The organism is Pseudomonas sp. Y5-11 (assembly GCF_022368695.1).
Classification (GTDB): Bacteria; Pseudomonadota; Gammaproteobacteria; order Pseudomonadales; family Pseudomonadaceae; genus Aquipseudomonas; species Aquipseudomonas parakoreensis.
This window is the reverse complement of record NZ_CP058974.1, coordinates 1,587,824-1,613,421: the sequence shown is the minus strand read 5'-3', so window position 1 is coordinate 1,613,421 and position 25,598 is coordinate 1,587,824. Positions and strand designations below refer to the sequence as shown.

Sequence of the window (25,598 nt, the reverse complement as noted above, 5' to 3'; positions counted from 1 at the left end):
CGAAAGCGCTTGCAGCACCCAGACAATCCGCCTCAGACACCGAGCTCGATCGCCTCAGCCAATGGCGCCACGTTCTGCGCCAGTCGATCTCCAAGCTTTCGCGCCACGGCCTGACGCGATAGTGCGTAGAGCGTTTGCGACAGCGTCGCTCGCGCATAACGCACGCACACCGGACCTTCGACTTCAGCGCTCGCGAAACGCTGCGACCACGGATTGGCAGCCAGCGTCTGTCGCGTCTTGAACTCAAGATAAAGGCTGCTGATCGATGTCGGACTTTGCGCTGCAACGGCCAGCAGGCGCACCACCTGAAGCGCAGGCCTCGGCGTTTGCACGAGCGCTTCGCCAGGCGGCTCGGGCAACGTCTGCACCGCCGAAACACCGTCAGTGATTTGCGCCGCATATGCCATCAACCCGCCAAGTGCCGGATCGTTGCCAGCGTTATTGGCCAACACCCTCGTGGCCCATTCCTGCGCCGACCCCGTACCGGCCTGAGCGACAGAAAAATCCTCGCGAAACTTCAGGCTTCGCACCCAGAAGTCATCCAGCACGGCGATGTAAGCGTCGTACCAACTTTCAACTTTCGCGTCTTCTATTTTTTTATTGGCGACCAGTTGCGCCAACAGACTTGATTGGACGAGATCATCATAATCCGAGCTGTGCCCGGATTCCGGCAATGCCAAAACAGCATGCCCCACTGCCAACAACTGATACAACCGAGTCATTATTAACCCTCAATGGAAAAAGGGCGGACCGATAACGGCCGCCCTATCAATAACACTCAATCAGATCTCGTAATCCTCGATCTTGGTTTTTGCGTTCAAACCCAGTTTGACGCGGATGGTATCGCGGGTTTGCTCGACAATCGAAGGCACTTTGCGGAATACCGAATCACCCCGATAGAGTTTCACTTCGCGCGAATCCCAATCCATGAACAACACTTGCTTGGCCGTGTTCTTACGGATGAAACGCACAGTCCCCAGGGCCATGGTGACTTCGCCATTGATTTCGGTACACGTGCCCGCCGCCATACCGCCGACACCATGTTCCAGCATGTTGCGCTCGTACAGCGTCAGCGCGGTTTCACGCTTTTTCAGGGCGGTAATGGCGTCGCCTGCGACTTTCAGCATCAACACCGAAGCCGAGCCCGGTACAGCAAGCCCGGCCACGACGCTGCCGAGGATCTCCAGCACCAGTTGATCCATCCGGACGGTGTTACCGCCGATGTTCATGTCGTTGTAATACTTGCTCGTTGGCAGCCAGCCAGCATCGGTCATCACTTGCAGAAACAGGTAGTACCATTCCTTGCCCTGATATTCGTACGGATATTTCTTGTTGGCGACCAGCGTGGCGAACAGGAACGCGTGTTGCACATCTTCGCGATTCTGTTCACTCAAGTTTCCGGTAAAGGACAGAATGCCTTCACCGACGATGGAACCCTTGCCCGGCTCTTCGATTGCCGGCAGCGAAAGACCACGAGGACGAATAGCCGCGCCGTCCAGTTCATAACTCTGCAAGCGGTGGACACACTCAGCAACGGCGCAATCTTCAACATCATGAATATTCATTATCAAATCCTTATTAATTAAAACGAGCTCCTCTTGAACCCGCGAAAGAACAATAAACAGAACAATAAAAAACTACAAACCAGAACATGTAACTTGCTAATAACAAGAACCGAAAACACCCACTTCAAACTACAACTTGTTCAGTTACTCCGAGGATATTTGTTTTCGCCATCCCCCCAAAAATTAAACCGGCTGATAGACTCCGCCCTGTCCATCTGCCGCCGCGAGCCAACACCATGCTCCACGTGTTATTCAGCGTTTACCTGAAGATGCTGGTGCTCTACAGCCCCTTCTTCGTGTTGTCCTGCTTCATCAGCCTGACCCGTGGCTACTCGCGCAAGGAGCAGCGGCGCCTGGCCTGGAAAGTGGCGATTGCCACGCTGGTGTCCAGCGTTTTGCTGTACCTGTTCGGGCGGGTGATTTTCGATGTGTTCGGGATCACGGCGGACGCATTCCGCATCGGTGCCGGCAGCGTGTTGTTCATCTCGGCGCTGGGCATGGCGCAGGGCAAGCCGGTGGTGCAGAGTGACAACGTGCAGCAGGACGTGACGATCGTTCCGCTGACCATCCCGCTGACCGTCGGCCCGGGCACCATCGGCGCCCTGCTGGTGATGGGCGTCAGCCAGCCGCACTGGGACGATAAACTGACCGCGATCATGAGTATCACGCTGGCCAGTTTCACCGTCGGCGTGGTGCTGTACCTGTCCAATCACATTGAACGGGTTCTCGGTGATCAGGGCCTGCAGATCGTCAGTCGGCTGATGGGCCTTTTCGTCTGTGCCTTGGCGGCGCAAATCATCTTTACCGGGATCAAGGGCTACCTGGGATCCTGAACGAAAAAGGGCTGCGGAAGAAAAATACCCGCAGCCCGATCTGATCAGTCCATGCAGAATGACTTATTGATCGCTGGACAGGCCGATCAGCGCGCCAAGTTCCAGCAAGGTTTCGGTGGCGATCGCACTCATCAGCTCCTCCAGGCTGACGGTCACCGAGAGCTCGTCAGGTAACGGAATATCGAGTATCACCTGCTGTTGCCGTGCCGCATCAGCGCTCGAGGCGTCACGCAAAACAATACTGCTCCCCGAGTCGGGATCCGTCAGCAGCAAGTGACCGCCGGAGGCCGAGACCAGCCACCGATGCATCGGCCCCAGCCTCAGCAGCAGATGAATGCCTGCTTCTGCGGAGTCGACGATCAGGCAATCAAGCCGATCCCACGTCTGCCGGTCCAGCGAAATGTAACCGGCGGATTGTGCGAACTTGAGTAGCAGCGTATCGACGCCATCCGGAATCGGCGCCATCCTGCCCGATGAGCCAATACCATCAATGACCAGCGTATTGGCCACTCGACTGACCTCTTGCACGGTCATCCCGTCATCCATGCGTGTGTCGTCGTTTCTGGCGTTGCTGAACAATCGGCCCGTCACCGGGTCATGCAGCACCGGAATCTGACCGTTCTCCAGGCCCAGATAGTGCGGCCATTCCTGGCCTGATGCCGTGGCGCTGAGCAGGCGACCGGCAGCGACGTCATACCAGCTGCACAGATCACCACGCCTGCCCGCCGTCAGGTAAGAAGCGCTGTGCTGACCTGCGAGTAATCGTGCCAGCTTTTCTTCCCGTGCCTGAAGTGAATCGGCGCCGTTGAAGAATTCGACCTCCACGCCGACGATACGCGGCGGCTCTCCGTCGATCAGATCGACCAGTACATGGTCATGCCGGCGGGCGCGCAGACCTGATCCATGCGGCACGGCCCAGGCAAACGTGTGCCGCGGCATGACTCGCTGCATCGGTAGCAGCAAGTCCGCCTGCAGCAAACGTGTTCCCGAACCGAATGCCGCCGCCAGGTTCTCCGGTTCCATGACCGGCTGACGATAGATTCGCCCGGATGCCCGGTCCATCATCCACGCCGCTTTTTTGTCAGGCGTCAGCCTTAACACGCGCAGGGCCTTGCCCGCTGTGTCGGCAATCAGGAACTGCTGATCCAGATACACGACATACAGCGGTGTCTTGCCCGTTGCGTCACTGACGCCTCCGATCTCCACACCCTCGGCTGACCAGTTCTGAACACCGGTCGCGACCGTGTACCACCACCTGAATCCGCCGACACTGCGCTGCTGCGCCGACAGCCATGCCTGATTGAGGCCCACCAGACGCGTCTTGCCGTCGTTGCTCATCTGGAACAACATGCCGTCATCTGTGAGCAAGACGTATTGCCCGTGCTGGCGGTGCACCTGCTGCACCTTGAGCGGCAAGACACTTTGCGCAAACGTCTCGGGTGCCTGATCCGCCGTGGCGATGCGCTGGCGATAAACCAGACGATCACCCAGATGATGAAACAACACGGTATCGCCATCGCCAGCCACTTGAAGCGGATCAAGCAGCTCCCAATCATGAAAATCCGCTGAGCCTTCAACGTTACGCAACAGGGGTCGAATCAAGCGCTCATCGTCGCTGCGCACCCACGTTCGGGTGGCCTTGCGCAAGTTCTCGTCCAAGGCGTGGATCGTAATCATTGCGCCCAGCGTGAACTCCACGCGCTGCTCATCCAGCGCTTCATGGAACAGGTAGCTGTGCCGTTGGAGAAACTCCGCCACATTGCTGCGTCCATCGAGAATCAGCGACGGGTGGCCTGGATTCATATCGGAAATAGCAATGAGGGACAGGACATTTTCACCGAGCAGGTAAGTCATCTTGTAGACATTTTTAATCGCGTCTTCAAAACGCTGGACCACCTGCAGCAGCCCCTCTGGCGTGGGCTGAATCGAAACAATGCAGGGGTTGTTTTCCGAATCGATATTCATCAACCGGTAAATGCGCCTGATCTGCCCGGTCACGAGATCCGTGCGCCAGATAAATCCCTGCACCGGGCTGTAGTAAAACATCTCCTCGCCGACCTTCGGTCCCATGCAGATATCCGCCGCGTACTTCAGATCCAGCCCCCGCACCAGGTGCAAGGCATCTTCGGTGTGGTCGTACCAGGCAGTGGTACGAACGCCAGTCAGGGCATCGTAGTAATTGCGGATGACCGTCGGACTGTCGGCCAGACGCTGGTTGCGCGCGAGTTCGCGCAGGTGCTCGCGTGTGACCTGAGCGTCGGCATCGGTGACCGCGTCGAGTTCAGTAAAGAGCAAGGTTCCCGTCGCCCAACCAATCTGATAGATACCGTCCTTGAGTTGCAGATACACAACATGCCTGGCAGGCACCTGCACCCGTATCGAACCCAGGTGAAACGTGTCCTGCTCCAGTTTCACCGCCGCCGCACTCACCCACGGGGCACGCAGCGACCATGTCATCGCATGGTCGGATGCAACCTGCAGGCGCAATGATTTGACGCCCTCGGCCAGGGTGATCGCGCAGTGTCCGCCGGCGGCATCGATGTCATAGCAAAGATAACCGTGCATCTCCTGCGGCAACGGAGGTACATGCAGAAAACGCTGATCGGGGCCAATGGTCACACTGACGTTGGTTTCCACGTAGTACGGCACCATTTTTTCAACGATGTACTCGGTCGGGACCCTGTAAAAGGTAAACCAGAATTGCCGTTTGCCGGCCCGGTCGTACTCCAGTGCCAAAGCTGTTTCCAGGTCTTCCTTGAGCGTTGTCGAAAACGGCAGCCCACCGTAATCGTAACCCAGGAAGCATTGCGGCAAACTCGGCAGCACTACGCTTTCAATACCAGGCGTCATATCCAGGGAAATCGTGTCGCGAAGGTCGAGTGTCTCTCGAATGCCGAATGCCTTGCTGCGATCGCCAATGACCTTCGGTGTATGCAGATCGGAGTAATCGTTCGCTCCGAGAATTTTGTGACTGCCGAAGGTAATGAGTCCTTCGCGCAAATCAAGCCTGGAGTAGACCGCAAAAGGATTGGCAATGTAGCTATCGCCCTGTACCGAATGGCTTTCCGGTCGATAGGCCGCATGCACATCATTGAGATACCGGCCGATCCGCTTCCCACGTTCCGTCCTGGCACTGAAGCCCTCGACCAGCGCGCCGATGCCAACCGCCAGCCCCCCCAGAATCACCCCGGCGCCGCCGAGAAAGGCCGCCGCCGTCCCCGCGCCCACGATACCCGCGCCCAAAGCGCCGACACCCAGCGCCAGCCCGCCGGCATCGAATGCCAACTGAGTGGCATAGACCGCGCGCTGGATATCGTCCTGTGCATTGACCAACAGATAAATGTCGAAGCCGATGCTGGCCAGTTGCAAGACGCTTCCGACGCCGTCGTTCAATACGTTACCCAGTGCATTACTGACGATCGACGAGGTGGTTTTGGCTACCCGCAGACCATCGCTAAAAGCATGCCGCACCAGATTCAGCAGTTGTGCGGCGTCAACCACAAGCCCATGAGCCATCTGCGCGTAGGCGAGATAACCGTGGATACGCACTGCCGATGTCAGCGCCGTCGCCCTCATCCCGGACTCGGCACTTTGCAACCCGAGCAGCAAGGCTTGAATGGCAAATCCGGCATTGAGCGTGTGTACCGCACTGGCGTCCGTCGGATCGATCACGGCTGACCCGGCGCGTCTGCCGGACAACGCTTCAAATGTATCGCTGAGGTAAGACTTGATTCCGGACAGGCGCGGGTCATCGGTCTGCACCGTGCGTGTGCGCTGTGGATCACTGGCACTGACCAAGGTGATTTCGCTGCGCCCTTGTGCAGCGCTCTTCAGGGACTCGAACACCGGCACGAAGTCACGGGACAGCTGATGCTGGTCCTGCAACCGCAGGGTCGCGCTTTCGATTGTCCGTACCCACTTGTGGCTGTCCACACTGCTCAACGCCTGCCCCAGACGCGCGTTCTCTGACAGGGAACGCGCACGCAACGCGGCATGCTGACTCCACGGCTCGACGGCACGCCCACCGCCCAGCGGGTCACCACTGAGCAAATGTTCAACGCGGATATCCGAAGGCAACGAATGACCGGCAATAGTTGCGCCGTCGAGCTCGATGACCTCGAAAACGCTCGCAGCCGCCTGCTCCAGACCATAAAGCCTGGCAATCGACTCCTCCTGCACGAAGCGCTGAACCCCTTGCTGCAGCGCCTCGATCCGGGCGAACGCATACAGCCCGAAGTTCGGATCGTAGAAGCGATACGATGTCTCGCCCTGCGTCACGACCTTGCTCACCAGCATCGAGTGATTGTCGGTGTTGAGCAACAGGCTGCCGGCCGTGCTTTTCGCTTCCAGCGCCTGCATCACAGCGGCCAGGTTCACCGCCGGTCTTTTTTCGCCGAACCGCGCCATGGGTACGCCACGCAACTCGTCCAGCACCTTGAGCAGTGCATGGACTTGCGGCGCGTCGGGTGTGAGATTGGCCAGCGCCAGTTTACCGATCAGCGCACGCTCCGCCGAAGCGCCCTTTTCCAGCGCGGCGGCCATGATCAGCGCCAGCGGATAGCAGCGTCGACCCGGATCGCCCGCACCGCGCACCAACAAGTCTTGTGGCAACTGTCTGGCCGTGTGCGCACCCGCTTGAAAAAACGCCTCACGCACTGCCGCCCCCCGCGACAGGATCAACGCCCGGCGCTCCTGCATGGCAGCGACTTCGATCCGACTCACGTACTCACGCCATTGCCGTACGCTGATCGGCTCGGCAAATGCCTGGGCCTTCAGCGCTCTGGAGTTCTGGCCGAGCAATTCGCGCTCCGATGCATTGACTCGCGTCTGGACCGCTGCAGGATCGCGACTGAGCAGGGTCTGCTCGATCACTTCATAGCGCGCGACCAAGCCACGGTCCCGCGTATCTTCGGCAAAGGCGACCGTGGTTGCCCATGCCTCAGCGAACCCGGTCTGGTCCAGCGTCGCGGCGCCGAACAGGCCCCCGAACATCACCCGGTGCAACGGACTCAACTGTTCCAGTGGCAACTTGCCCGCAGCGATGCGCGCCAAGGCCTCGTTGAGGTTGCCCAGGGACTCCGCCCCGATGGACGTCGGAACAGCGTCGGTCGACTGGTTCAGCACCTGCTGTCGGGCATCAAAACCAAGGCGGATGGGGGCGTTGAACGTAACATCACCGGTCAATCGGTCATTCATCGCCCGCACAAACGGCTCACCCAGATCATCCAGCAGTTGCTGCAGGACCGACGTCAGCAACACCGGTTTGCCTTCGATGACCGGCCAGCCAAGTTTGAACGTAAGCGTCCGCTCTTTCAGCAAGTCGGTCAGATTGCCGGCGTAGCGCGACTTGAGCTTGCCCGAGCTCCACTTCTCATGTTCTTTTGCCAGCCAGTCTTCAGGGGTACCTTTTACTGCCCAACCGGAGATCATTTCCTCTTCGGTGAAGACGTTGAAGCCCTCGACCTGCTTCAGATATTTACGAATCGCCGGCAGGTGTTCACGTTGCAGGTCTCTTTCGAAATAGCCGATTACGCCACCTTGAAGCGCGCCGGGTCCGGTCATGTCGATGGTGCCCAAGGCGTCGAGACGAATCCCGTCCTGGTAATAACCGAGGATGGCAGCGGTGAGTTTGTAGGGTAAGTTGGCGGTCGACGGCAAGCGCCCGTCAGCCTGGGCTTCAAGTACAACCTCGGACGTTATATTCCGGACCGAGGACTCATCTGATCGCGTCACACCCGCAAGGCTCATGCGGCGCTCAACCTCATACAGGCAGTCATAATTTGCCCGGATCAATTGCATGCTCGCATTGACCATGCCGCTGCCAGAGTGAGCCAGAATATAGGCATTCATTTCATTGGCCGTCGGACTGCCAAAGGCGGTGCCGCGCCGCATGGCATCCTTGGGCAAAGACACCGGCAATGGCGAAGCGAAGATCTTCTCCATACCCGGTTTGCTTCGGGCGAAGGCGCTCAGTGCCTCAAGATGTTCGGCGGGAATATGTCCGGTTCTGTCGGCATAGCGCTGCCGGTCGCGCCCCGGCATCAAAGCTTCATCATGGTTGAGGAGCAGCTGCAGGACACCGATCCTGGCGCGGTCACTGAAGCCACTGATGTCCACGCCGCCCGGCCTTTCGATCAGGGGTGGCAAATAATCCATATCGCTGTAACGCCCACCTTCGAAAAACTCGGCCTGCAGCCGCACCACATCACTGGCTGCTGCAAAATTGCCGCGCATGGCGACTTCGCGCTGGTAGACATCTGCCAGAAAGTGACTGGCAAACTCCTGCCGAACATCGCGCAGGCGCAGATCCTCACCGACCATGGCCTGATGCGAGTCCAGACATTTCTGGCGGAAGGCTTCGAGCGTCGCACGGTCCTTGCCATAACCGCGCACCATCAGATCGATCCGCGCCTCGTCCGCACGCCCGGCCCAGCGCGGCTGATTCAGGTAATCGAACATCTGCTGCTTGAGCACTCTGGCGCGGTCTTCGATCATGCTCGACAACTTGCTCGGAGATGCCGTTGCAGCCTCTGGCGACTCCATCGTGTGCACACGAGCGCTGTCGAGAATCACCCGGTTCATTTCAAAGGCCAGCAGTGCATCACTGTCATACCAGAGATTGAATGCATAGCCCTGCGCCGCCAGCACTTTGCGCCAGATGTTCATGTAGTCACGCTGGTTCGGTCCGACCTCACTGCCACCGACCCAGACAAAATGCATGATGCGCGGTATCGGTTTGCCAGCGGACAGCATTTCCAAGGTGGCGGTCAGACGGCGATGGTAGTCGCTCAGTTTCAGGCGCAGCGTCTTGACCTGGGCATCCGAAGAATCCAGCTGTGTTGATTCCATCGCGCCCTTGAGCAACCTGACCGCTATCAGTTGCTCTGAAAGACTGGGAGCCGCCGCAGCGGCGTCGTAGTAGCGCAAGGGAGCCTCGCCAAGGCTGCCACTCACCGACTCAAGTTCAGCGCGCGCGACATGATCGACGAACACAGTGCCCATATAGATTTCATCCGTAGTACTCAATGCAATTTCCTTTTTTCAGCCAAGCGAACGCATCACGACGACATCAGCCGTCGCGACACAGAGAGAAAACAAACTTGAAAAACCAACCAGGACTTTGCGTCAGGCCGGCACGGCTCCCAGCAACTGCGCAAGCGTTGCACTGCCGTCGGCATCATCGACCTCGACGACTTCACGCAGCCTTTGCACCAGACTCGATACCGCATGGGAGCGCTTGCCCTCGAAGCCGAGGAAGACGTCGCCGCGCATCGCCGGATCCGTCGAGCACACATCCCTCAGGATGAGGCTGTGCTGGCGATCCGGGTCGACGATCAGCAAGTGCTCGTCGACAAACGACAGTTGCAGTTTTTGCGGAGCGTCCAGCGCCCAGACCAGCTTCCCGGGAATCATCGGCACCTCGCCCAGTGCCGGACGACAATCGACGACGACCGATTCCAGCCGCAACCAACAGGCCTTGGACAGGTGATACGTCACACCGCCCTGCCCCACGCGCAACACCAGACAACTCACGTCATCAGCGATCAGTGGCAAGAGGTCTTCGACTTTTTTCTGGCCCTCGACCACCAAGACCTGGGCGTCGCGCCGCATATATTCGAAAGGGCCAATGCTCTTGTGACCGGGGTAGACGAAGACGCGGTGTGCAGGGCGCTCGTGCAACAGCACATGCTGATGGCGCGTACCAAGCAATTCGCAATCGTGCGGCAGGTCCTGGCCCGCGATCCGGATCAGTTGTGCATTCGCCGCGTCGAACCACTGCAGTTTGCCCGCGCCGGACTCCACGGCGATATAGGGAGCATGCTCGGCAGTCTCCAGCAATGCCTGCAGAGAATCCGCCAAATGCTGCGCGTGCTCGCTTGCCCAGCGCTGATTGACGCCCATGATTCGTTCAGCTTCCTGATAAGGCAGCTTGAGTGACACGCCGTTGACGGACGTCCCGCGCAGACCGGAGCCGTCACTGCTCACGGTGTTGAACCGCCAGTTATCCCACTCGGGCTGCGGTGCGGGCAGCAGCGCGCTCGCCAGTAGCTGTGCGCCATCGCCGAATGCTGCTGCGAGTTGCCGGCTGTCGAAGAACAGCTGACGCCAGACCTGACCGCTGCCGACGTCGAACAGCCAGACCGCCTGATTGTCCGGAGTCACTCCGAGCAGGCGCATTTCCCGGTCGTGCCCCGGGTCGCACAGCAGCACGCGGTTATCCACGTACCAGGCACACAGGTTGCGATCACCGCTGGCGTTGCGCACACCCAGAATGGCAAAACTGTCGACCGGGTACTTCGCTGCCAGCGCTTCCAATGCTTGCCACCACTGGGCCCGCCCCTTGAGCCAGCGCTCACTCAAGCCACCCAGCTGCACTTCACCCTCGGCGGTCAGATTGAAGAACAAGCCGTCATCGGTCAGGGCCAGATACCCGTCCTGTACCGGCACCACGTCATTCAGTCCATCAGGCTGAAGCCATTGATGCGTCCATTGCGCCGGCCAGCGCTCGCTGCCTGCGGATACACGGCGTTGCACCCTGCACAGTTTTTGCGCCAGCCGGTCGTAGATGAAAAACAGCGTGTGCTCATCGTTGACCGGCAGCAGCAACAGCTCATCTAGATGCTTGATCGAATCGGCCCAGCCGCGGTTTCGTCCAGAGGCAAACGGATGAATGCACAACAGGTCACGGCTGCGAATCCAGACCAGATCGCGCTTGTCCGGATTGAACTTCCAGCACACCGACACGTAAGCGGCCGGTTGCCAGTCGACGGTGGTGACGCCTGCGCGTTCGGGCACCGGTGACAACGGAAAATAATGACCCAGCACCACCGACCAATGTGTCAGGGTCGGATTGGCGAACACTCGCTGGCCCAAGTCACGGTCCATCTCTCGAGTCACCGCAACCAGCTGCAGCTGGCCCTCACGGATCAGGTAATTGAACTGCGTGACTTGCTGATCGGCGCCCTGACATTGTTGCTCGATGTGAATCACCCCTTGGGCATCGACATCGATACGCCGCACGCTGCACTGCCCCTTCATCACCAGCAGTCGGTAGCGGCATTCGAGTAAACCGCTGACGGCATCGACCTGCCAGATATCGTAGTTGTGCGTCTCGTAGAAAAACGCAGAATCGTCGACCACGGCGCCCAGCAGCATTTCATCGGCCGCGAGTACCTCTTCATTGCGAATGTACAGAAAACGATCCCTGGCAGCGTCGTACCAGGCCGTGGTGTAGCGCGGTTGTTCCTCGGGCTCGAAAGGAATCGGAAAGTGATGAACCGGCGTGTAAGGCATCACCAGTCGATGCTCCCGGGCCAGCGTCTGGTAGTGCGTGAGCAGCGATTGCTCATGCTTCCCGGCGGGCGCGTCCTGCTCGAGAACGTCGAGTCGTGCGTCACCGCGGTTGACCTTGAACGTTTGTCGACCGGTCAGTTGCAGCGTGACGTCATGCCGTCCTCTGCCGGTGAAGGTCACCTTCACGCCCCCCACCGAAAGCACCCCGCCGGCTTCGATATGCACATCGCTCTCGGTGGCCCAGGTGGCGGACAACTTCCAGTGACACAGCTGCAGGCTGGGAGACTGCAACTGGAGATTGGCCCCACGATTGAGAATCAGCGAACAGACACCACCCGCTCCTTCGATGCGGTATGACAATTTGTCTTGCCAGACCGGCGGCGTCATGGGTACTGCCAGCGCACGCTCACGGGCATCCAGCCGCACCTCGATAACGGTTGAGCGATACGACGGTATCAGACGATTGATGATGTAGTGCGTGGGAAAAGAGTAGAACGAAAACAGGAACTGCCACTGGCCTGCCGCATCCTTTTTCTCCAGCTTGCGGGCCGTATCGAAACCGGTGTCGTGACGCAGCGTGGAGAACGGCAGCGCCTTGTATTCGTACCCGTAGTAGGTGGTCGGCGTGCAGGGCAGGACGACCAGTTGCGTGCTCGGCGGATCGAAGCGGATGTAGCCTGGCAGCCCCAGCTCACGCCGCAGATCGAGTGCTTGCTGATCATCCGGATTGATACCCGGCACCCCGAAATGGTCGCGCAACCGATACACCTTTGGACTGTCGAGCACCAACATCGCGCGATTGAAGTCCAGGCTCCGAACGACCAGCGAGGGATGAGCGATCCACGCCCCAAGCCCGTCGCCATAACGATAACCGACACCGCGACAGGCCCGCTCCAGAGCGTCGAAAAACAACCCGACCTCCTGCGCCTGCCCGGCGATCCTGGCGAACCCCTGAGCCAGTGCCGCCACACCCACAGCCAATCCGCCCAGAACCACCCCGGCGCCGCCGAGCACGGCTGCCGCAGTCGCCGCGCCCGCCGTGGCGGCTCCCAGACCACCGGCAGTCAACGCCAGACTGGTGGCATCGAAGGCCAACTGGGTGCCGAACTGCGCGCGCTCGATCTCGTTGTCTGCCGTCGCCAATTGATAGATGTCGAAACCGACATTGGCCAGGCCCAGCACCGCGCCGACGCCTTCATTGGCGACATGTCCCAGCGCCTCGCCCACCACTGGCGCACAGGTACGGGCGATGATTTTCTCTTCATTGAGTGCGGTCTTGATCAGACTGAGCAGACCGGCGACGTCGGTGACATTGCCGTGCACCAATTGCGCGTAATTGACGTAGGCATGCAACCTGACGGCGGTGGTCAAGGTGCGGTCATCGCCCTCTCGTCCACGCAAGACATTCATCAGCGCCTGGATCGTGAAGCCGGTATTGAGGGTGTGAACGGCACCAGCCTCAACCATCTGCGGCGTGGCTCGGGTGCCCAGTACCGAAAACTGCTCGGACAGATAATTTCTGATGCGCAGCAGGCGATGATCGCTGCTGACCACCTGCACCACATGCTCGGATTGCGCGGGATCGATCAGGTTGATCCGGTACTCGCCGGCGGGCGTTATCTCCAGGGTTTCGAACAACGGCACCAACGGCTTTGCTGAAGCATGCAAGTCCTGTAAAGCGTCGGTCGCCTGGGCAATCTGCTGTCCCCACCAGTGACTGTCCAGTTCGCGCAGGCTGCGCCCCAAGTGCGGATTGCTCACCAGCGAATGGCCGCGGGCACTGTTCAAGCGCCGGCGGATTGGCCGCTGTGCCTGCTCCGGCAGCACATTGTCGGACTCCAGCAATTGTCCGACGCTAAATCCGCCGGACAGATTCAAGGCCGATATCTTTTGCCCCTGCAGCTCGATCAGATCAAACGCCGGACGCGCGTCGTCGCCATAGGCCGCATAGTATTTCGCCATCCCCTGCTTGTGAAAAAGGTCAGTCAGTGCCAGTTGCAACTGATCCGGCTGACTGAACTCGAACACGCCGAAATTGGGATCATAAAAGTGATAGGTGGCGTGCCCACCCTTGAAGGTTTTCGCCACCAGCATGGCGTGATTGTCCGAGTTGAGCATCAGCGTGCGCGTGCTGGCGAACGCCTCCAGCGTGGTGCCGAGCTGTTGCAGATCGACTCGCCCCAACGGCTTGCCGATGTCGTGCAATTGCACGTCGTGCAACTCTTCGAGCGCCTCCAGAAACACCATTGAATCGTGCTGCTGCGGCTCGGCCGTGGCCAGGAAGAACCGCTCGCGCAATCGTCGCGACGCCGCCACGCCCTGCTCCAGAGCAGCACTCATGATCAGCGCCAGCGGGTAACAGCGGCCACCGGGATCGCCCGGCCCTTCGAGCAACAGATCCTGCGGCACCAGTTTGACGTCACTGGCTTCGATTTGTCCCAGCACCTGACCCAGCCGCAGGATCACCTGCTCGCGATGCTCGCGGGTGGCGACGGTCTGAATATGGGCAACATGACGCCCCCATTGAAACAGCGTGTACGCCTGCGACAGCGCGGCTCGCTTCAGCGTCAACGCGCTGTCCGACGCCACCATCGGCTGCTCGACATGACTGGCAAGACCGGCCATGAACTGCGGGGCCCGCTGCTGATACAGATGGCGTTCAATGGCCGCATAACGTACCGACGCCCCTACCTCGGCAACGCTGTTGGCCAGATTGTCGAGCTCGGTGGCAAGTTGCGTGAGACTTGAGTTATCCAGTGAGCGTGCGCCGAGCATCTGTCCCAACACCACCCGTTGCAACGGACTGATCTGGAAGAACGACAGCGAACCCTCGGCAATGCCGCTTAGCAACTCATCCAGCGCCAGCCCCTGAATCCGCGCATCGCTGAGCGACGCCGGAGCCTGCAAAGTGACGGGCTGGGCCTTGATGGCCTGGCGATCATCGAAGCCGAGCCCCGGCCCGTCGGGAAACCATAATGGGCCGTTATGTCCTTCGCGCATCGCGGCCACGAACGGTTCACCGAGTCTGTCGATCATCCGTTGCAGCACATCCGTCAACAGCACTGGCCGGCCCTCGATAACCGGCCAGCCCTCCTCGAACGCTATGCTCTGCTGGGTCAGCAATGCTTTTACATCACCGCTGTAACGCGCGCTGAACTGTCCTTCCTGCCAGCGCCGCTGCTCGTCGAGCACCCACCGCTCGACATCAACGGCGTTGTTTTTCCAGGAGTGGTCCTGCTCTTCCTCGGTCTTGTCGTTGACCATCCACAGCGGCTCGATCGCCGCCTCCACACGCAAGGTTTCCACCTCGCGCGGAACGAAGTTGCGCCGTTCGTAGTCGGCCATGCCATCGCGCATCGCGCCAGGTCCGGTCAGATAAATCGTCCCCTCGCTCTGCGGGCGAATGCCGTCACTGAAGTAGCCCGCGATGGCCAACATCAAAAAGCTGGCCGCCATGTCCTCGGTCATCGACAGCTCGGCCAGAGGGCCAAATGCCTGTTCGAGAACTTCTCGCGCCAGCTCTGTCATGCCCTCGAAATCGGTCAATGCGACGCCTCGTTCGGCGGCGAGGCGGTTTGTCTGGTCGATGGCCTCATAGTTGAACCGGAACCGCTCGATCACGCTGTTAAGCATTGGCGATTGCGCATGAGCCATCAGGAACGAGTTGCTCAACGTTTCATTCACGGCAACCGCGCGCAAGTCCTGCGGGCGCACCAGCAGTTCGGCCGGCGCCTGGAACACCTCGTGCAGTGCCGGTTGCTGCCGGGCGAAAGCCTCCAGCGCGGCGCGGTGTTCGTCGGGAATCCGGCCCCGATAATCGGTGTATCGGTCGCGCAATGCCTGGCGTCCCGGCATCCAGTGCGGATTGTGATCGAGCAGCAGTTGCAGAACGCCAAGGCGCGCGTCGCCGCCGAACGCACTGATGTCGACCCCGCCCAGGGTTTTGACCAGGGGCGGCAAGTTATCGACATCCACGTAGCGGCCAGCCTCCTCGTACAAGACCTCGACCCGCACCACGTCAGAGGCGGCGGCCAGATTACCGCGCAAGCGGGTCTCGCGATCGTAGATGGCTTGCAGTCGCAGCGGTGCGTCGAGGTCACGCAAGTCACGCAACTGCAAATCATCGCCTGCCAGATCGAGCAGACTGCGCCGGTTCTGCTCGATCAAGGCTTGCAGTTGTTCCGCGTCCTGGCCGTAGGCGCGGGACAACAAGTCGATCCGCGCTTCATCCGCCGATTGCCCTCGTTCCAGCGCCTCATTGATGTGCATGAACATCTGCTGCTTGAGGACGATGACCCGCTCTTCGTACAACGTCCCAAGCCTGGTGTCGGTAATACGCTCGCTACCGCCGTGTTGCATGGCGTCAGCCTTGGCGGCCTCGACGATCAACTTATTGGTTTGCCAGGCCAGTAGCGCGTCACTGTCATACCAGAGATTGAGGCTGTACCCCTGCCCGCTCAATACCTGCTTCCAGAGGTTGAGATAGTCACGCTGAATCTCGCCAAGGCCACCGCCCAGCCAGACGAAATGCAGATTTTTTACAACCGGAGTGGCGGCAGTGTTCGCGTAAATCTCGCTGTTTCGCAGACGGGTCTCGAACGCCTGAATAGCGTTGTAAATGCCCGATAAAGCGCTTTTCGGCGGTTCAGACTGGCCCGGCGTGTCACGGCGCACACGCGGCACGCCGATCAACTGTTCCAGAGAATGCTTGAGTAATGTCAGGGGTTCAATTATTCGCGGGGAATTGAGCAAACCGATACATGCAAAGTAATAGCGCCACACTGACGGATAAACGTCACTGTCCCGGTGTACCAACAGGGCCTGTTCGAGATCAGCCTGTTTGAACAGATTGATAAAACTGACATAACCACTGGCATCTTTAAATCTTTGATCGTGCATGAAAGTTCCTCCGTTATTCTGACCGACATCATGAGCGCACACAGGCACTTGAATGGCAGCGAAGTTAACGAATGGGGACTTCGCACTCAAACTTCAGAACTTTCAATACATGTCAAAACAGGCAATTAAAAAACAACTGATAACGCATGTAACCGCAACAGGTTATTGCGACAACCCTGATCAAAAAATCAATATGACTGCGAAAGTCGGCGGCACAACTGCGCATCGACTTTTTACTGCGGCCAATCAAGATTCAGGATAAGTCCGACAAAATGTAAGTCATAAGAAAGATCCCACGCGGTAGTGGAGCAAATCTCACACGCACCGCTGAAAGATATGACATCGGCAAATCCGGAAACAATCTCCCCGTCCTGGCCGGCATGGCGAGGGAGCAAGCCCCCTCGCCTGCGCTCATGCCTGCGGCTTTTCGCCGTACCAGCGCGGCGTGTAGACCCACACGCCACCTTCGGCCTTGGGGAAGGTGCATGTGGTCGAAGAACCAATCAGCACCATCGTGCGCATGTCCACCTGATCCGGAGTCAGTTGCCCCAGTGTGGTGACCCGCAGAGACTGCCCCGGCCGACCGATGTCGCGCCCCAACACCACCGGCGTCGCCTCCGTGCGATGCTGCGCGACGATTTCCAGCGCACGGCCCAGTTGCCACGGACGCGCCCGGGAGATCGGGTTGTAGAAGGCCAGGGCCAGGTCGGCGGCGGCCGCCAGATCCAGACGCTTCTCGATGATCGACCACGGCTTGAGGTTGTCCGACAGCGACATCACGCAGAAATCATGACCCAGCGGCGCACCCGCTTGCGCAGCCGTGGCGAGCGAAGCGGACACTCCCGGCAGGATTTCCAGCTCGACGCGGTGCCAGGCCGGATCGGTCGACTCGTGCAATGCTTCGAGCACCGCTGCGGCCATGGCGAACACGCCGGGGTCGCCGGACGAAACGACGATCACCGAACGGCCCTCGGCCGCCAGCCGGAAGGCGTGGCGGGCGCGCTGCATTTCTTCGCGATTGTCGGTGCAGTGCTGCACCTGATCAGCGCGAAACGGGCCGGCCATACGCACATAGGTTTCGTAACCGAGCACATCGGTGGCCCGCGCCAATTCCGCCTTGACCGCTGGCACCATCAGTTCGGCAGCGCCGGGGCCGAGGCCGATCACCGCCAGGCGTCCACGCTGACGACCGATCTGCGCGACGTCCAGCGGCTGTTCGGCGCGCGCAATCGCCAAGCCGTTGGCACGGCTGATCGTGGCCTGCGGCAGTGCCTGACGCGCCAACGCGTCGAGGTCGTTGTGCGCCGCGACAAAGCGCAGTGGCACACCCAGTTCGAGCGCGGCTTCACGCAGTTTGGCCGCCGCCATTTCCGTGTCAGCCGCCAGCAGACAAGCCAGCGCCTGCTGCGCAACCCCGGCCTGCTGCAACGCGGCGCGCACAGCGTTCGGCAGATCGTCCAGCTGCGCACTCACCGCCACCGCGACGCTGCGCGGATAAATCAGTAGCTCGTAGGCGCTCGCGATACGTTCGGCACTGCCGACATGAATCGAGCGCTGCGCCTGCGGGTCTTGCGGCAACTGCGCCTGATCCAGCCACGGCGCCGCACCTTCGATGCGCACGCTGTGCCCGGCCAGCAAATCGGAAACGAAACGCTTGCCCAGTTCCAGATCCGCCAGCGCATAGCCGCTGGGTGGATTGAGCAGGCAAGTGCCAAAGCGCAATTCGCCACTGGTGGTGATCGCCGCTGCGACCTGCAATGCGCCAGCGATTTCCCGGGCCATGACATTCACCCCGCCGAGGCCACCGAGCAGCGGCACCACGGCGCTGCCGTCTTCGGCAACGGCGAGTACCGCCGGTTCCGCGCCCTTCTCGATCAGTAACGGTGCCAGGGTGCGAATGACAATACCGGCCGCGCACAGGGCAATGATCGGCGTGTCTTGCTGGTACAACTCACGCAGGGTCGCGCCAAATTCCTGATAGCTGTGGTCGGCGCCTTCGACGCGTCCGGCGAGGCCGTGGATCTGCGCCGTCGGATACACCTGCTGGATACGTCGCGCGGTGGCCAGCGCGCTCTGTCCGAGGATGACAATGGCCGGTGTGGATGGCGTCATCAACCTTGCCACCGTTCGCCCGGGACGATGATCAGCGAGAAGTACGGCGAGGACATCGGCTCGACCTGATCCAGCGGCACGATCTTCTGATTGGCCATGGTCGCGCGTTCGACGTACAGCGCGCGCTCGGCCAGCCCGAGCTCTTCGAGTACCGCTCGGACTTTGGGAAAGTTGCGCCCCAGCTTCATGATCACCGCCGCATCGGCGTCGGCCAGACGCCGCTTCAGATCCTCGTGCGGCAGTACACCGGAGAGCACCGACAGGCTCTGGTTGCGATACACCAGCGGCGCGCCGAGCACCGAGGCGCCGCCAAGCATCGAGCACACGCCCGGCACCACTTCGGCTTCGTAGCGGGTGGACAACCGGTCATGCAGATACATGTAGGAGCCGTAGAAGAACGGATCGCCTTCGCAGATCACTGCAACGTCGCGGCCGGCGTCCAGATGCGCCGCGACTTCTTCGGCGGCAGCGTCGTAGAAATCACTGATCACCTGCTCGTAGGACAGCGGCGCCGGCAGCACTTCGGTGGTCACCGGGTACACCAGCGGCAGCAGGTTCTGCGCGTCCTGCAGGTGCGCTTCGATGATGCCGAACGCATTGCCTTTTTTACCCTTGGCGACGAAGTACGCCACCACTGGCGATTCGCGCAGCAGACGCAGGGCTTTGACGGTAATCAGCTCCGGATCACCGGGGCCCACGCCGAGGCCGATCAGTCGTCCTGTTGCCTGCATCATTCGACCTCCGTGGCGAGGGCGTTCACGGCGGCGGCGGCCATGGCGCTGCCGCCGAGCCGGCCTTGCATGATCACGAACGGTACGCCGCGACTGTCAGCCGCCAACGCCGCTTTCGATTCGGCGGCGCCGACGAAGCCCACCGGGAAGCCAAGAATCAGCGCCGGTTTCGGTGCGCCGGCATCCAGCATTTCCAGCAGATAGAACAGTGCGGTCGGCGCGTTGCCGATCACCACCACGCTGCCCTCCAGGTGCGGACGCCACAGCTCCAGCGCCGCCGCCGAGCGGGTGTTGCCCAGCTCACGGGCCAGCTCCGGCACGCTGTCGTCGCGCAAGGTGCAGATCACCTTGTTGTTCGCCGGCAAACGCGCACGGGTCACGCCTTCGGAAACCATCCGCGCATCGCACAGGATCGGCGCACCGGCTGCCAGCGCATCGCGCCCGGCCTTGCCGGCGCCCTCGGAGAATTGCAGACCGTCGACTGCCTCGACCATGCCGCAGGCGTGGATCACCCGCACCGCGAGTTTTTCCAGATCGGCCGGGATGCGTGCCAGATTGGCCTCGCTGCGAATGATCGCGAAGGAGTTGCGATAGATCTCCTGACCGTCGCGGATGTAATCAAGCATCAAGGGGGCTCCGTGAGCGGGCGTCGAGCAGGATCGCGGCCGCTTCAATAGTAAGGTTGCGTGCGTGCAGCGTGCCGAAACCCGGCAGCGCTGCATCGCGAAAATAGAGGTCGTAATGACCGGGGCTGATCGCCAGCAAGGTGGCGGGTGCGCAATGGGCCGCCGCGCAAGAGCGCGGGCAGCCGGACAGGTGCACGTTCTGCGCCTGTGGCAACAGCGTCGCCAGCCATCGGGCGTCGTGTTTGGTATCGGCCAGGCCTTTGCCGCATCCGCTGGAGCCGGTGCAGGCAATCAGCCTGGACAGCGGCTCACGGGCATCGGTCAGCCAGTGCAATTGCGTCAGTGTTTGCAAGACGTGCGCCGCGTCGGAGGGCTTCACGTTCGGCAGCAACAGACTTTGCCACGGGGTGAAACGCAGGCTGCCATCACCGTACTCGCGGGCCAGCCGGGCGGCGCCACGCAGCATGACCGGGTCGAGACGGCCGAGCGCCGGCACCGCGCCGACATACACCCGGTCGGCAGCGTTTTGCGGGTGAACACCGATGTGCAGAGCCTCCGCCAGCGGCGTGCGCTGTCGGGCAACGACGGCTTTGATCGCCACGCGCTCGCGCAACTGTTCGAGGAAGGCCGGCATCGGCCATTCATCAAGCAAATGGCGCATACGCGTCTGCTCCGGCCGAGCCCGCTCGAGGAACAACTCCAGCACCGCGACCACCAACGCATGGCCGTTTTCCAGGGTCACGGCACCGGCCGCCCGATCGGTCGGACAGCCGGCCAGACCGAACGCCAACAAGACTTCACCGTCGCACTCAAACGCCGACAACCACAGATCATGCGGATGTTCGAGCATCGCCAGCGCCTCACCGCCGTCCAGTTGCACGGCAAACTTGGCGCTCAACTCGGGAAAGCGCGGATGCGTCTGCAATGTCAGCAGAATCTGTTCGGCCAGAGGCCGGGTATCGAATAGCAATCGCCGATCGATACCGGCACTCGGGCTGAGCATCAGGTTACGCACATCGTCACCCGCTGCGGTTTGCGGCCCCAGGCCGGCGGCCAGCAAGCTGTCGGTCAATACCGCTGACTGCTCACCGATGCCGCGAATCTGCAGATTGGCGCGGTTGGTCGCCTCGATTTCCCCGCGGGCGAAACGCTCGGCGGCATTGGCCACCGCGTCGGCCTGATCGGCAGTGATCGAGCCGCCATTGAGCTTGATCCGGCAGATGCCGCCGTCCAGTGCCTGGACGATACGCAGCAACCCCGGACAAGCTGAGGGGCGCAGAGCGGTGGACAGAGGGCGTTCGTTCAAGGGATGACCGGCTGGCTAACGGCGCTGTAGTGGGCGAAAGGTCGCCATTATGCCTGCTTTGCCCGAGCGCATGAAAATGCCTGCCGGTCGGAAACTGCACCCAGGCAACAATTCCCGCCGCCTGGCGTTGCTTCAGAGTTGGTATTCCTCAAACCTCGACGCATGCGCGCCAATGGCTTGCTCCACGCTTGCCCGGTTGGCATCCATGGCCCGGCGCTTGATCAGCAGCTTTCTGGCGCGAATGTCCAGTTGTGACATCGGTTGATGAACCTGCCAGAACAGATAGTTAGTATTGAGTACCAACTTGATAAAGCGGATATGGCTGAGTACCACCACCAGCTCGTCACGGGTGTTCTGACTGACCGGCAAAATATGCGAGTTGAAGGTTTTGCCACTCAGCGCGGAAAACTGCTTCAACAATGCGGCATCTTTTTCCAGCGCTGCAAGTCCCGCTTCAACCTGGGTCAGTTGAGAACGCGCGAGCAACGGCGCAGTCAATCGCCGCCATGCCTCCTGCACACTCCCGGAAAACGCCGTCTGCACAAGCACCACTGGCTGTTCCTCAAGACTCCAGCCAAACGACCAGAGGATGCCGGCAAAATGATCGAACCACTGCGCAGGCTGAGTACTGCTGTTATAAACGCCGTCCGCCTTGATCTGCGCGAGATAAATGCAGTGCTTCACAAAGTTGTTATCGGCCTCGGCCTGACCTTCCAGGCCGGTGAATAACATATTGTTAACGGCCACTGCGTTATTCTGACTTAAACGTGTATTGGAACTGATATCCATATCATCTCCTGCCAACCTGGCATTGATTAATTTATCGGTCTATTGCGTCAGACTTATAAAAAACTGACTTGAAGTAAACTAACAAAAACAGCAGTTGAAAAAACCAATATTGCTCAACAACACGTTTCCGCGCGGCTTTGGGCACGCCGCGACGACAGACCCGCGTCAGATGCCGGCCGCCGCGTTATCATGCCGCCCTTGAAGATCTACCCTGGATTTAAGGAACGGCATGACACCCTGGCTGACGGTTGTGGGAATCGGTGAAGACGGCTTCAAGGGCCTGGGCAAAAATGCCCGGCGCGCCCTGATGGGCGCCTCGCGGATCATCGGCGGCCAGCGGCAACTGGACTTGCTGCCGGTATGCATACGCGGTGAACGCGCGTTGTGGCCAAGCCCGTTTTCCCTCGCGCCGGTGCTGGAGCAGCGCGGCGAAGCGGTGTGCGTGTTGGCCAGTGGTGATCCGATGTTCTACGGCGTCGGCGCCAGCCTCGCGCGGCAGGTGCCGAGTGCCGAGATGCTGATCCTGCCGGCGCCATCCTCCTGTTCGCTGGCCGCCGCCCGACTCGGCTGGCCGTTGCAGGATGTGGTCACCCTGTCACTGGTCGCGCGACCTTTGGCGGCACTCAATGCGCAACTGTTCAGCGGCGTACGCCTGTTGCTGCTGAGCAATGACCGGCAAAGTCCGGCGGCGGTCGCGGCGTTGCTGCGTGAGCGCGGATTTGGCGGCAGTCGCCTGAGTGTTCTGGAACACCTCGGCGGCGACGCCGAGCGGCGTATCGACGGCACTGCCAATGACTGGAACGACCCGGCGATTGCCGATCTGAATGTGATCGCCATCGAATGCCTGGCCGATGCGCACGCACCGCGCCTGTCGCGTCTGGCCGGACTGCCCGACTCGGCATTCCAGCACGATGGGCAACTGACCAAGCGCGATGTCCGCGCCATCACCCTCGCCCGCCTTGCGCCGATCCCCGGCGAACTGCTGTGGGATGTCGGCGGCGGTTGCGGCTCGATCGGCATCGAATGGATGCGCACGCACCCCAGCTGCCGTGCCATTGCCATCGAGACGGACGAAGGCCGACAGGCCTTGATCGAACACAACCGCGACGCGTTGGGCGTACCCGGTCTGCAATTGGTGCGGGGCCGCGCACCGCAGGCGCTCGCCGGGCTGGAGCGCCCCGACGCGATCTTCATCGGCGGCGGCGTGACCCGTGAGGGGGTGTTTGCAACCTGCTGGGATCAACTCAAACCCGGTGGTCGACTGGTGGCCAACGCCGTGACCCTGCAAAGCGAAGTCACCCTGATGAACTGGCGCGAACGCCACGGCGGCGAACTGACCCGAATCCACGTTGCCCAGGCGCAACCGCTGGGTGAGTTCGACACGTGGCGGCAGGCGCTGCCAATCACCTTGCTCGATCTGGTCAAACCCCTCGATGCGTGACGAAACCGCCGAACAACCCGCGCCGCTGCGTAGCGGCCTGACCACCGGCAGCTGCGCCACCGCCACCAGCCTTGCCGCCGCACGCCTGCTGCTCGACGGCACCTCGGCGGACGCGGTGCAGATCGTCCTGCCCAAGGGCAAGCAGGTGCAGATGCGTCTGGAGTTTTGCCGCTTGACCGCCGACGGCGCCGAGGCCGGAACGATCAAGGACGCCGGCGACGACCCCGACGTGACCCACGGTGCGCTGCTCTATTCGCACGTGCGGCTGCTGGCCGACCCGGGAATTCGCTTCGTCGCGGGCACAGGTGTCGGCACCGTGACCCGGCCGGGGCTGGTGCTCGGCGTCGGTGAGCCGGCAATCAACCCGGTGCCGCGCAAGATGATCAGCGATCACTTGAGCCTGCTCGCCGCCGAAAGCGGTTATGGCGGCGGCTTCGAGGTCACGGTCAATGTCGAGGGCGGCGAAGCGCTGGCGCTGAAAACCATGAATCCACGGCTGGGCATTCTCGGCGGGCTGTCGATTCTCGGCACCAGCGGTATCGTCCGGCCGTTTTCCTGTGCGGCGTACATCGCCTCGATCCACCAAGGCATCGATGTGGCGAAAACCAATGGTTACCTGCACATCGCCGCGTGCACCGGCAACGCCAGCGAAGACACCATGCGCCGGGTCTACGACCTGCCCGAAATCGCCTTGATCGAAATGGGCGACTTTGTCGGCGCGGTGCTCAAGCATCTGCGCAAAGTGCCTGTGGATAAACTGAGCCTGTGCGGTGGCTTCGGCAAGATCAGCAAACTGGCGGCCGGGCACATGGATCTGCACTCGCGCCATTCCAGCATCGACCTGCCGCAACTGGCCGAATGGGCGGCGGCGATTGGCGCCGATCAGGCGTTGCAGCAAAGTATTCGTGAAGCGAATACCAGTCAGCAGGCCTTGGCGATGGCCAGTGCGGCAGGCATTGCCCTCGGCGATGAGGTCTGCCGCCACGCGCTGAATTTCGCCCGCAGCGTGGTGCCGGCGCAGGTTCAGGTCGAGGTGTTTGCGATTGATCGCCAAGGCGGCATTGTCGGCCACGCCGGAGGTTTTGCATGAAGCGCATTCTGTTGCTGGGCGGCGTCACCGAAGCCCTGGCCATCGCCCGTACGTTGGGGCCAGAACACATCTACAGCCTGGCCGGCGTGGGCCGGGTGCCGACCGACCTGACCTGCCAGGTACGCGTCGGCGGCTACGGCGGGGCCGAAGGTCTGACGCAGTTCATGCGCGACGAAGGCATCGACCTGCTGCTCGACGCGACCCACCCCTACGCCGCGCAAATCAGCCACAACGCCGCCCGCGCCGCGCAACTGAGCGGCATCCCTTGCTGGGCCTTGCGCCGCCCCGCATGGCAGCCGCAACCGGGCGATGACTGGCGCGAAGTCAGCGACTGGACCGAACTGACCAAAGCCCTCAAACCATTCCGCCGCCCGCTGTTCACCCTCGGCCGCGAACCGCTGCAACACCTCGATGAAATCCCTGCCCACCAGTTCTGGACCCTGCGCGCGCTCGACGTCTACCCCGGCAACGAACGCTGCGAAGTGATCGGCGCCCGTGGGCCATTTCTGCTTGAGGACGAACGCGCACTGTTCGAGCGCCGGCAGATCGATGTCCTGATCAGCAAGAACAGCGGCAGCACTGCGACCGAGCCCAAGCTGGAAGTGGCGCGGGAGTTGGGGGTGCCGGTGATTGTGTTGAAGCGGCCGGTGTTGCCGGGGGTTGATCGGGAGTTTCTGACGACGTCTGAAGTCTTCGCTGCCCTTGCCGCCTTCACCCGGCTTTAGCCAGGTGCAGATTTCGAATACGCCTTCGCGGGCAAGCCCGCTCCCACAGTGGTCCGCGCCGACTGCATAGTTTGTGTATGCCACGGATCCTGTGGGAGCGGGCTTGCTCGCGAAGGCGCCGGTACTGTAATCCTCTCTCCAGCGCCCTACAGCTAAACCGGATGCTACGTACAACCACTTAAAGAAC

At 61.0% G+C, this 25,598-nt stretch carries 14 protein-coding genes; 5 read left to right on the top strand and 9 right to left on the bottom strand.

Annotation, left to right across the window (positions count from 1 at the left end):
- Positions 1-32: 32 nt before the first annotated feature.
- Together HXW87_RS07095 and HXW87_RS07090 are read right to left on the bottom strand one after the other, a co-directional pair.
- The gene (locus HXW87_RS07095; RefSeq protein WP_239778653.1) at positions 33-722 is read right to left on the bottom strand and encodes a hypothetical protein; all 690 of its coding nucleotides are present in this window, start codon (positions 720-722) and stop codon (positions 33-35) included.
- 60 nt (positions 723-782) lie between these two features.
- Positions 783-1,565, bottom strand: a complete 783-nt coding sequence (locus tag HXW87_RS07090) for a hypothetical protein (protein WP_041068162.1) — start codon at positions 1,563-1,565, stop codon at positions 783-785.
- 236 nt (positions 1,566-1,801) lie between these two features.
- Between HXW87_RS07090 and HXW87_RS07085 the strand changes: the two genes are divergently transcribed.
- On the top strand, positions 1,802-2,398 hold the full coding sequence (locus HXW87_RS07085) for a MarC family protein (RefSeq protein ID WP_047291049.1): 597 nt from the start codon (positions 1,802-1,804) through the stop codon (positions 2,396-2,398).
- A gap of 63 nt (positions 2,399-2,461) precedes the next feature.
- Here the strand turns inward: HXW87_RS07085 and HXW87_RS07080 are convergent, their stop codons facing one another.
- A complete protein-coding gene (locus HXW87_RS07080; protein ID WP_239778652.1) occupies positions 2,462-9,424 on the bottom strand; it encodes a TcdA/TcdB pore-forming domain-containing protein in 6,963 nt (2,320 codons plus the stop codon).
- Between the two features lie 99 nt (positions 9,425-9,523).
- Complete coding sequence (locus HXW87_RS07075) at positions 9,524-16,591, bottom strand: TcdA/TcdB pore-forming domain-containing protein (RefSeq protein ID WP_239778651.1); 7,068 nt, start codon at positions 16,589-16,591, stop codon at positions 9,524-9,526.
- Between the two features lie 52 nt (positions 16,592-16,643).
- Between HXW87_RS07075 and HXW87_RS07070 the strand changes: the two genes are divergently transcribed.
- Positions 16,644-16,853, top strand: a complete 210-nt coding sequence (locus tag HXW87_RS07070; protein ID WP_147438954.1) for a hypothetical protein — start codon at positions 16,644-16,646, stop codon at positions 16,851-16,853.
- A gap of 149 nt (positions 16,854-17,002) precedes the next feature.
- Here HXW87_RS07070 and cobJ read toward each other — a convergent pair whose 3' ends face one another.
- The 5 genes from cobJ to HXW87_RS07045 all read right to left on the bottom strand — a co-directional run bounded on the left by cobJ (position 17,003) and on the right by HXW87_RS07045 (position 22,155).
- Positions 17,003-18,703 carry a precorrin-3B C(17)-methyltransferase gene (cobJ, locus tag HXW87_RS07065; RefSeq protein WP_239778650.1) on the bottom strand — a complete coding sequence of 567 codons (1,701 nt, stop codon included), beginning with the start codon at positions 18,701-18,703 and terminating at the stop codon, positions 17,003-17,005.
- Positions 18,703-19,434 (bottom strand): precorrin-2 C(20)-methyltransferase, encoded by a 732-nt coding sequence (locus tag HXW87_RS07060; protein ID WP_041068211.1) that lies wholly within the window; start codon positions 19,432-19,434, stop codon positions 18,703-18,705. The genes cobJ and HXW87_RS07060 overlap by 1 nt, the downstream gene beginning before the upstream one ends.
- Positions 19,434-20,060 (bottom strand): precorrin-8X methylmutase, encoded by a 627-nt coding sequence (locus HXW87_RS07055; protein ID WP_182403654.1) that lies wholly within the window; start codon positions 20,058-20,060, stop codon positions 19,434-19,436. The genes HXW87_RS07060 and HXW87_RS07055 overlap by 1 nt, the downstream gene beginning before the upstream one ends.
- Complete coding sequence (gene cobG, locus HXW87_RS07050) at positions 20,053-21,366, bottom strand: precorrin-3B synthase (RefSeq protein WP_239778649.1); 1,314 nt, start codon at positions 21,364-21,366, stop codon at positions 20,053-20,055. The genes HXW87_RS07055 and cobG overlap by 8 nt, the downstream gene beginning before the upstream one ends.
- A gap of 132 nt (positions 21,367-21,498) precedes the next feature.
- On the bottom strand, positions 21,499-22,155 hold the full coding sequence (locus tag HXW87_RS07045) for a hypothetical protein (protein WP_095667652.1): 657 nt from the start codon (positions 22,153-22,155) through the stop codon (positions 21,499-21,501).
- Between the two features lie 229 nt (positions 22,156-22,384).
- Between HXW87_RS07045 and cbiE the strand changes: the two genes are divergently transcribed.
- Genes cbiE through HXW87_RS07030 form a run of 3 tightly spaced genes read left to right on the top strand, consistent with a single transcriptional unit; the run spans position 22,385 to position 25,411 of the window.
- Positions 22,385-23,596: a precorrin-6y C5,15-methyltransferase (decarboxylating) subunit CbiE gene (cbiE, locus tag HXW87_RS07040; protein ID WP_239778648.1), complete on the top strand. Its 1,212-nt coding sequence runs from the start codon at positions 22,385-22,387 to the stop codon at positions 23,594-23,596.
- Positions 23,589-24,686, top strand: a complete 1,098-nt coding sequence (locus HXW87_RS07035) for a cobalt-precorrin-5B (C(1))-methyltransferase (protein WP_239778647.1) — start codon at positions 23,589-23,591, stop codon at positions 24,684-24,686. The genes cbiE and HXW87_RS07035 overlap by 8 nt, the downstream gene beginning before the upstream one ends.
- Positions 24,683-25,411, top strand: coding sequence for a cobalt-precorrin-6A reductase (locus HXW87_RS07030; protein ID WP_239778646.1), 729 nt, complete (start codon positions 24,683-24,685; stop codon positions 25,409-25,411). Before HXW87_RS07035 ends, HXW87_RS07030 begins: the two co-directional genes overlap by 4 nt.
- The last annotated feature ends 187 nt before the right edge of the window (positions 25,412-25,598 follow it).

Coding starts and splice junctions, on each gene's coding strand:
- HXW87_RS07035 (WP_239778647.1), top strand. CDS start 23,589: ATGCGTGACGAAACCGCCGAACAACCCGCGCCGCTGCGTAGCGGCCTG.
- cobJ (WP_239778650.1), bottom strand. CDS start 18,703: ATGACGCCATCCACACCGGCCATTGTCATCCTCGGACAGAGCGCGCTG.
- HXW87_RS07095 (WP_239778653.1), bottom strand. CDS start 722: ATGACTCGGTTGTATCAGTTGTTGGCAGTGGGGCATGCTGTTTTGGCA.
- HXW87_RS07045 (WP_095667652.1), bottom strand. CDS start 22,155: ATGGATATCAGTTCCAATACACGTTTAAGTCAGAATAACGCAGTGGCC.
- HXW87_RS07060 (WP_041068211.1), bottom strand. CDS start 19,434: ATGCAGGCAACAGGACGACTGATCGGCCTCGGCGTGGGCCCCGGTGAT.
- cbiE (WP_239778648.1), top strand. CDS start 22,385: ATGACACCCTGGCTGACGGTTGTGGGAATCGGTGAAGACGGCTTCAAG.
- HXW87_RS07090 (WP_041068162.1), bottom strand. CDS start 1,565: ATGAATATTCATGATGTTGAAGATTGCGCCGTTGCTGAGTGTGTCCAC.
- HXW87_RS07075 (WP_239778651.1), bottom strand. CDS start 16,591: ATGCACGATCAAAGATTTAAAGATGCCAGTGGTTATGTCAGTTTTATC.
- HXW87_RS07085 (WP_047291049.1), top strand. CDS start 1,802: ATGCTCCACGTGTTATTCAGCGTTTACCTGAAGATGCTGGTGCTCTAC.
- HXW87_RS07055 (WP_182403654.1), bottom strand. CDS start 20,060: ATGCTTGATTACATCCGCGACGGTCAGGAGATCTATCGCAACTCCTTC.
- HXW87_RS07070 (WP_147438954.1), top strand. CDS start 16,644: ATGGCAGCGAAGTTAACGAATGGGGACTTCGCACTCAAACTTCAGAAC.
- HXW87_RS07030 (WP_239778646.1), top strand. CDS start 24,683: ATGAAGCGCATTCTGTTGCTGGGCGGCGTCACCGAAGCCCTGGCCATC.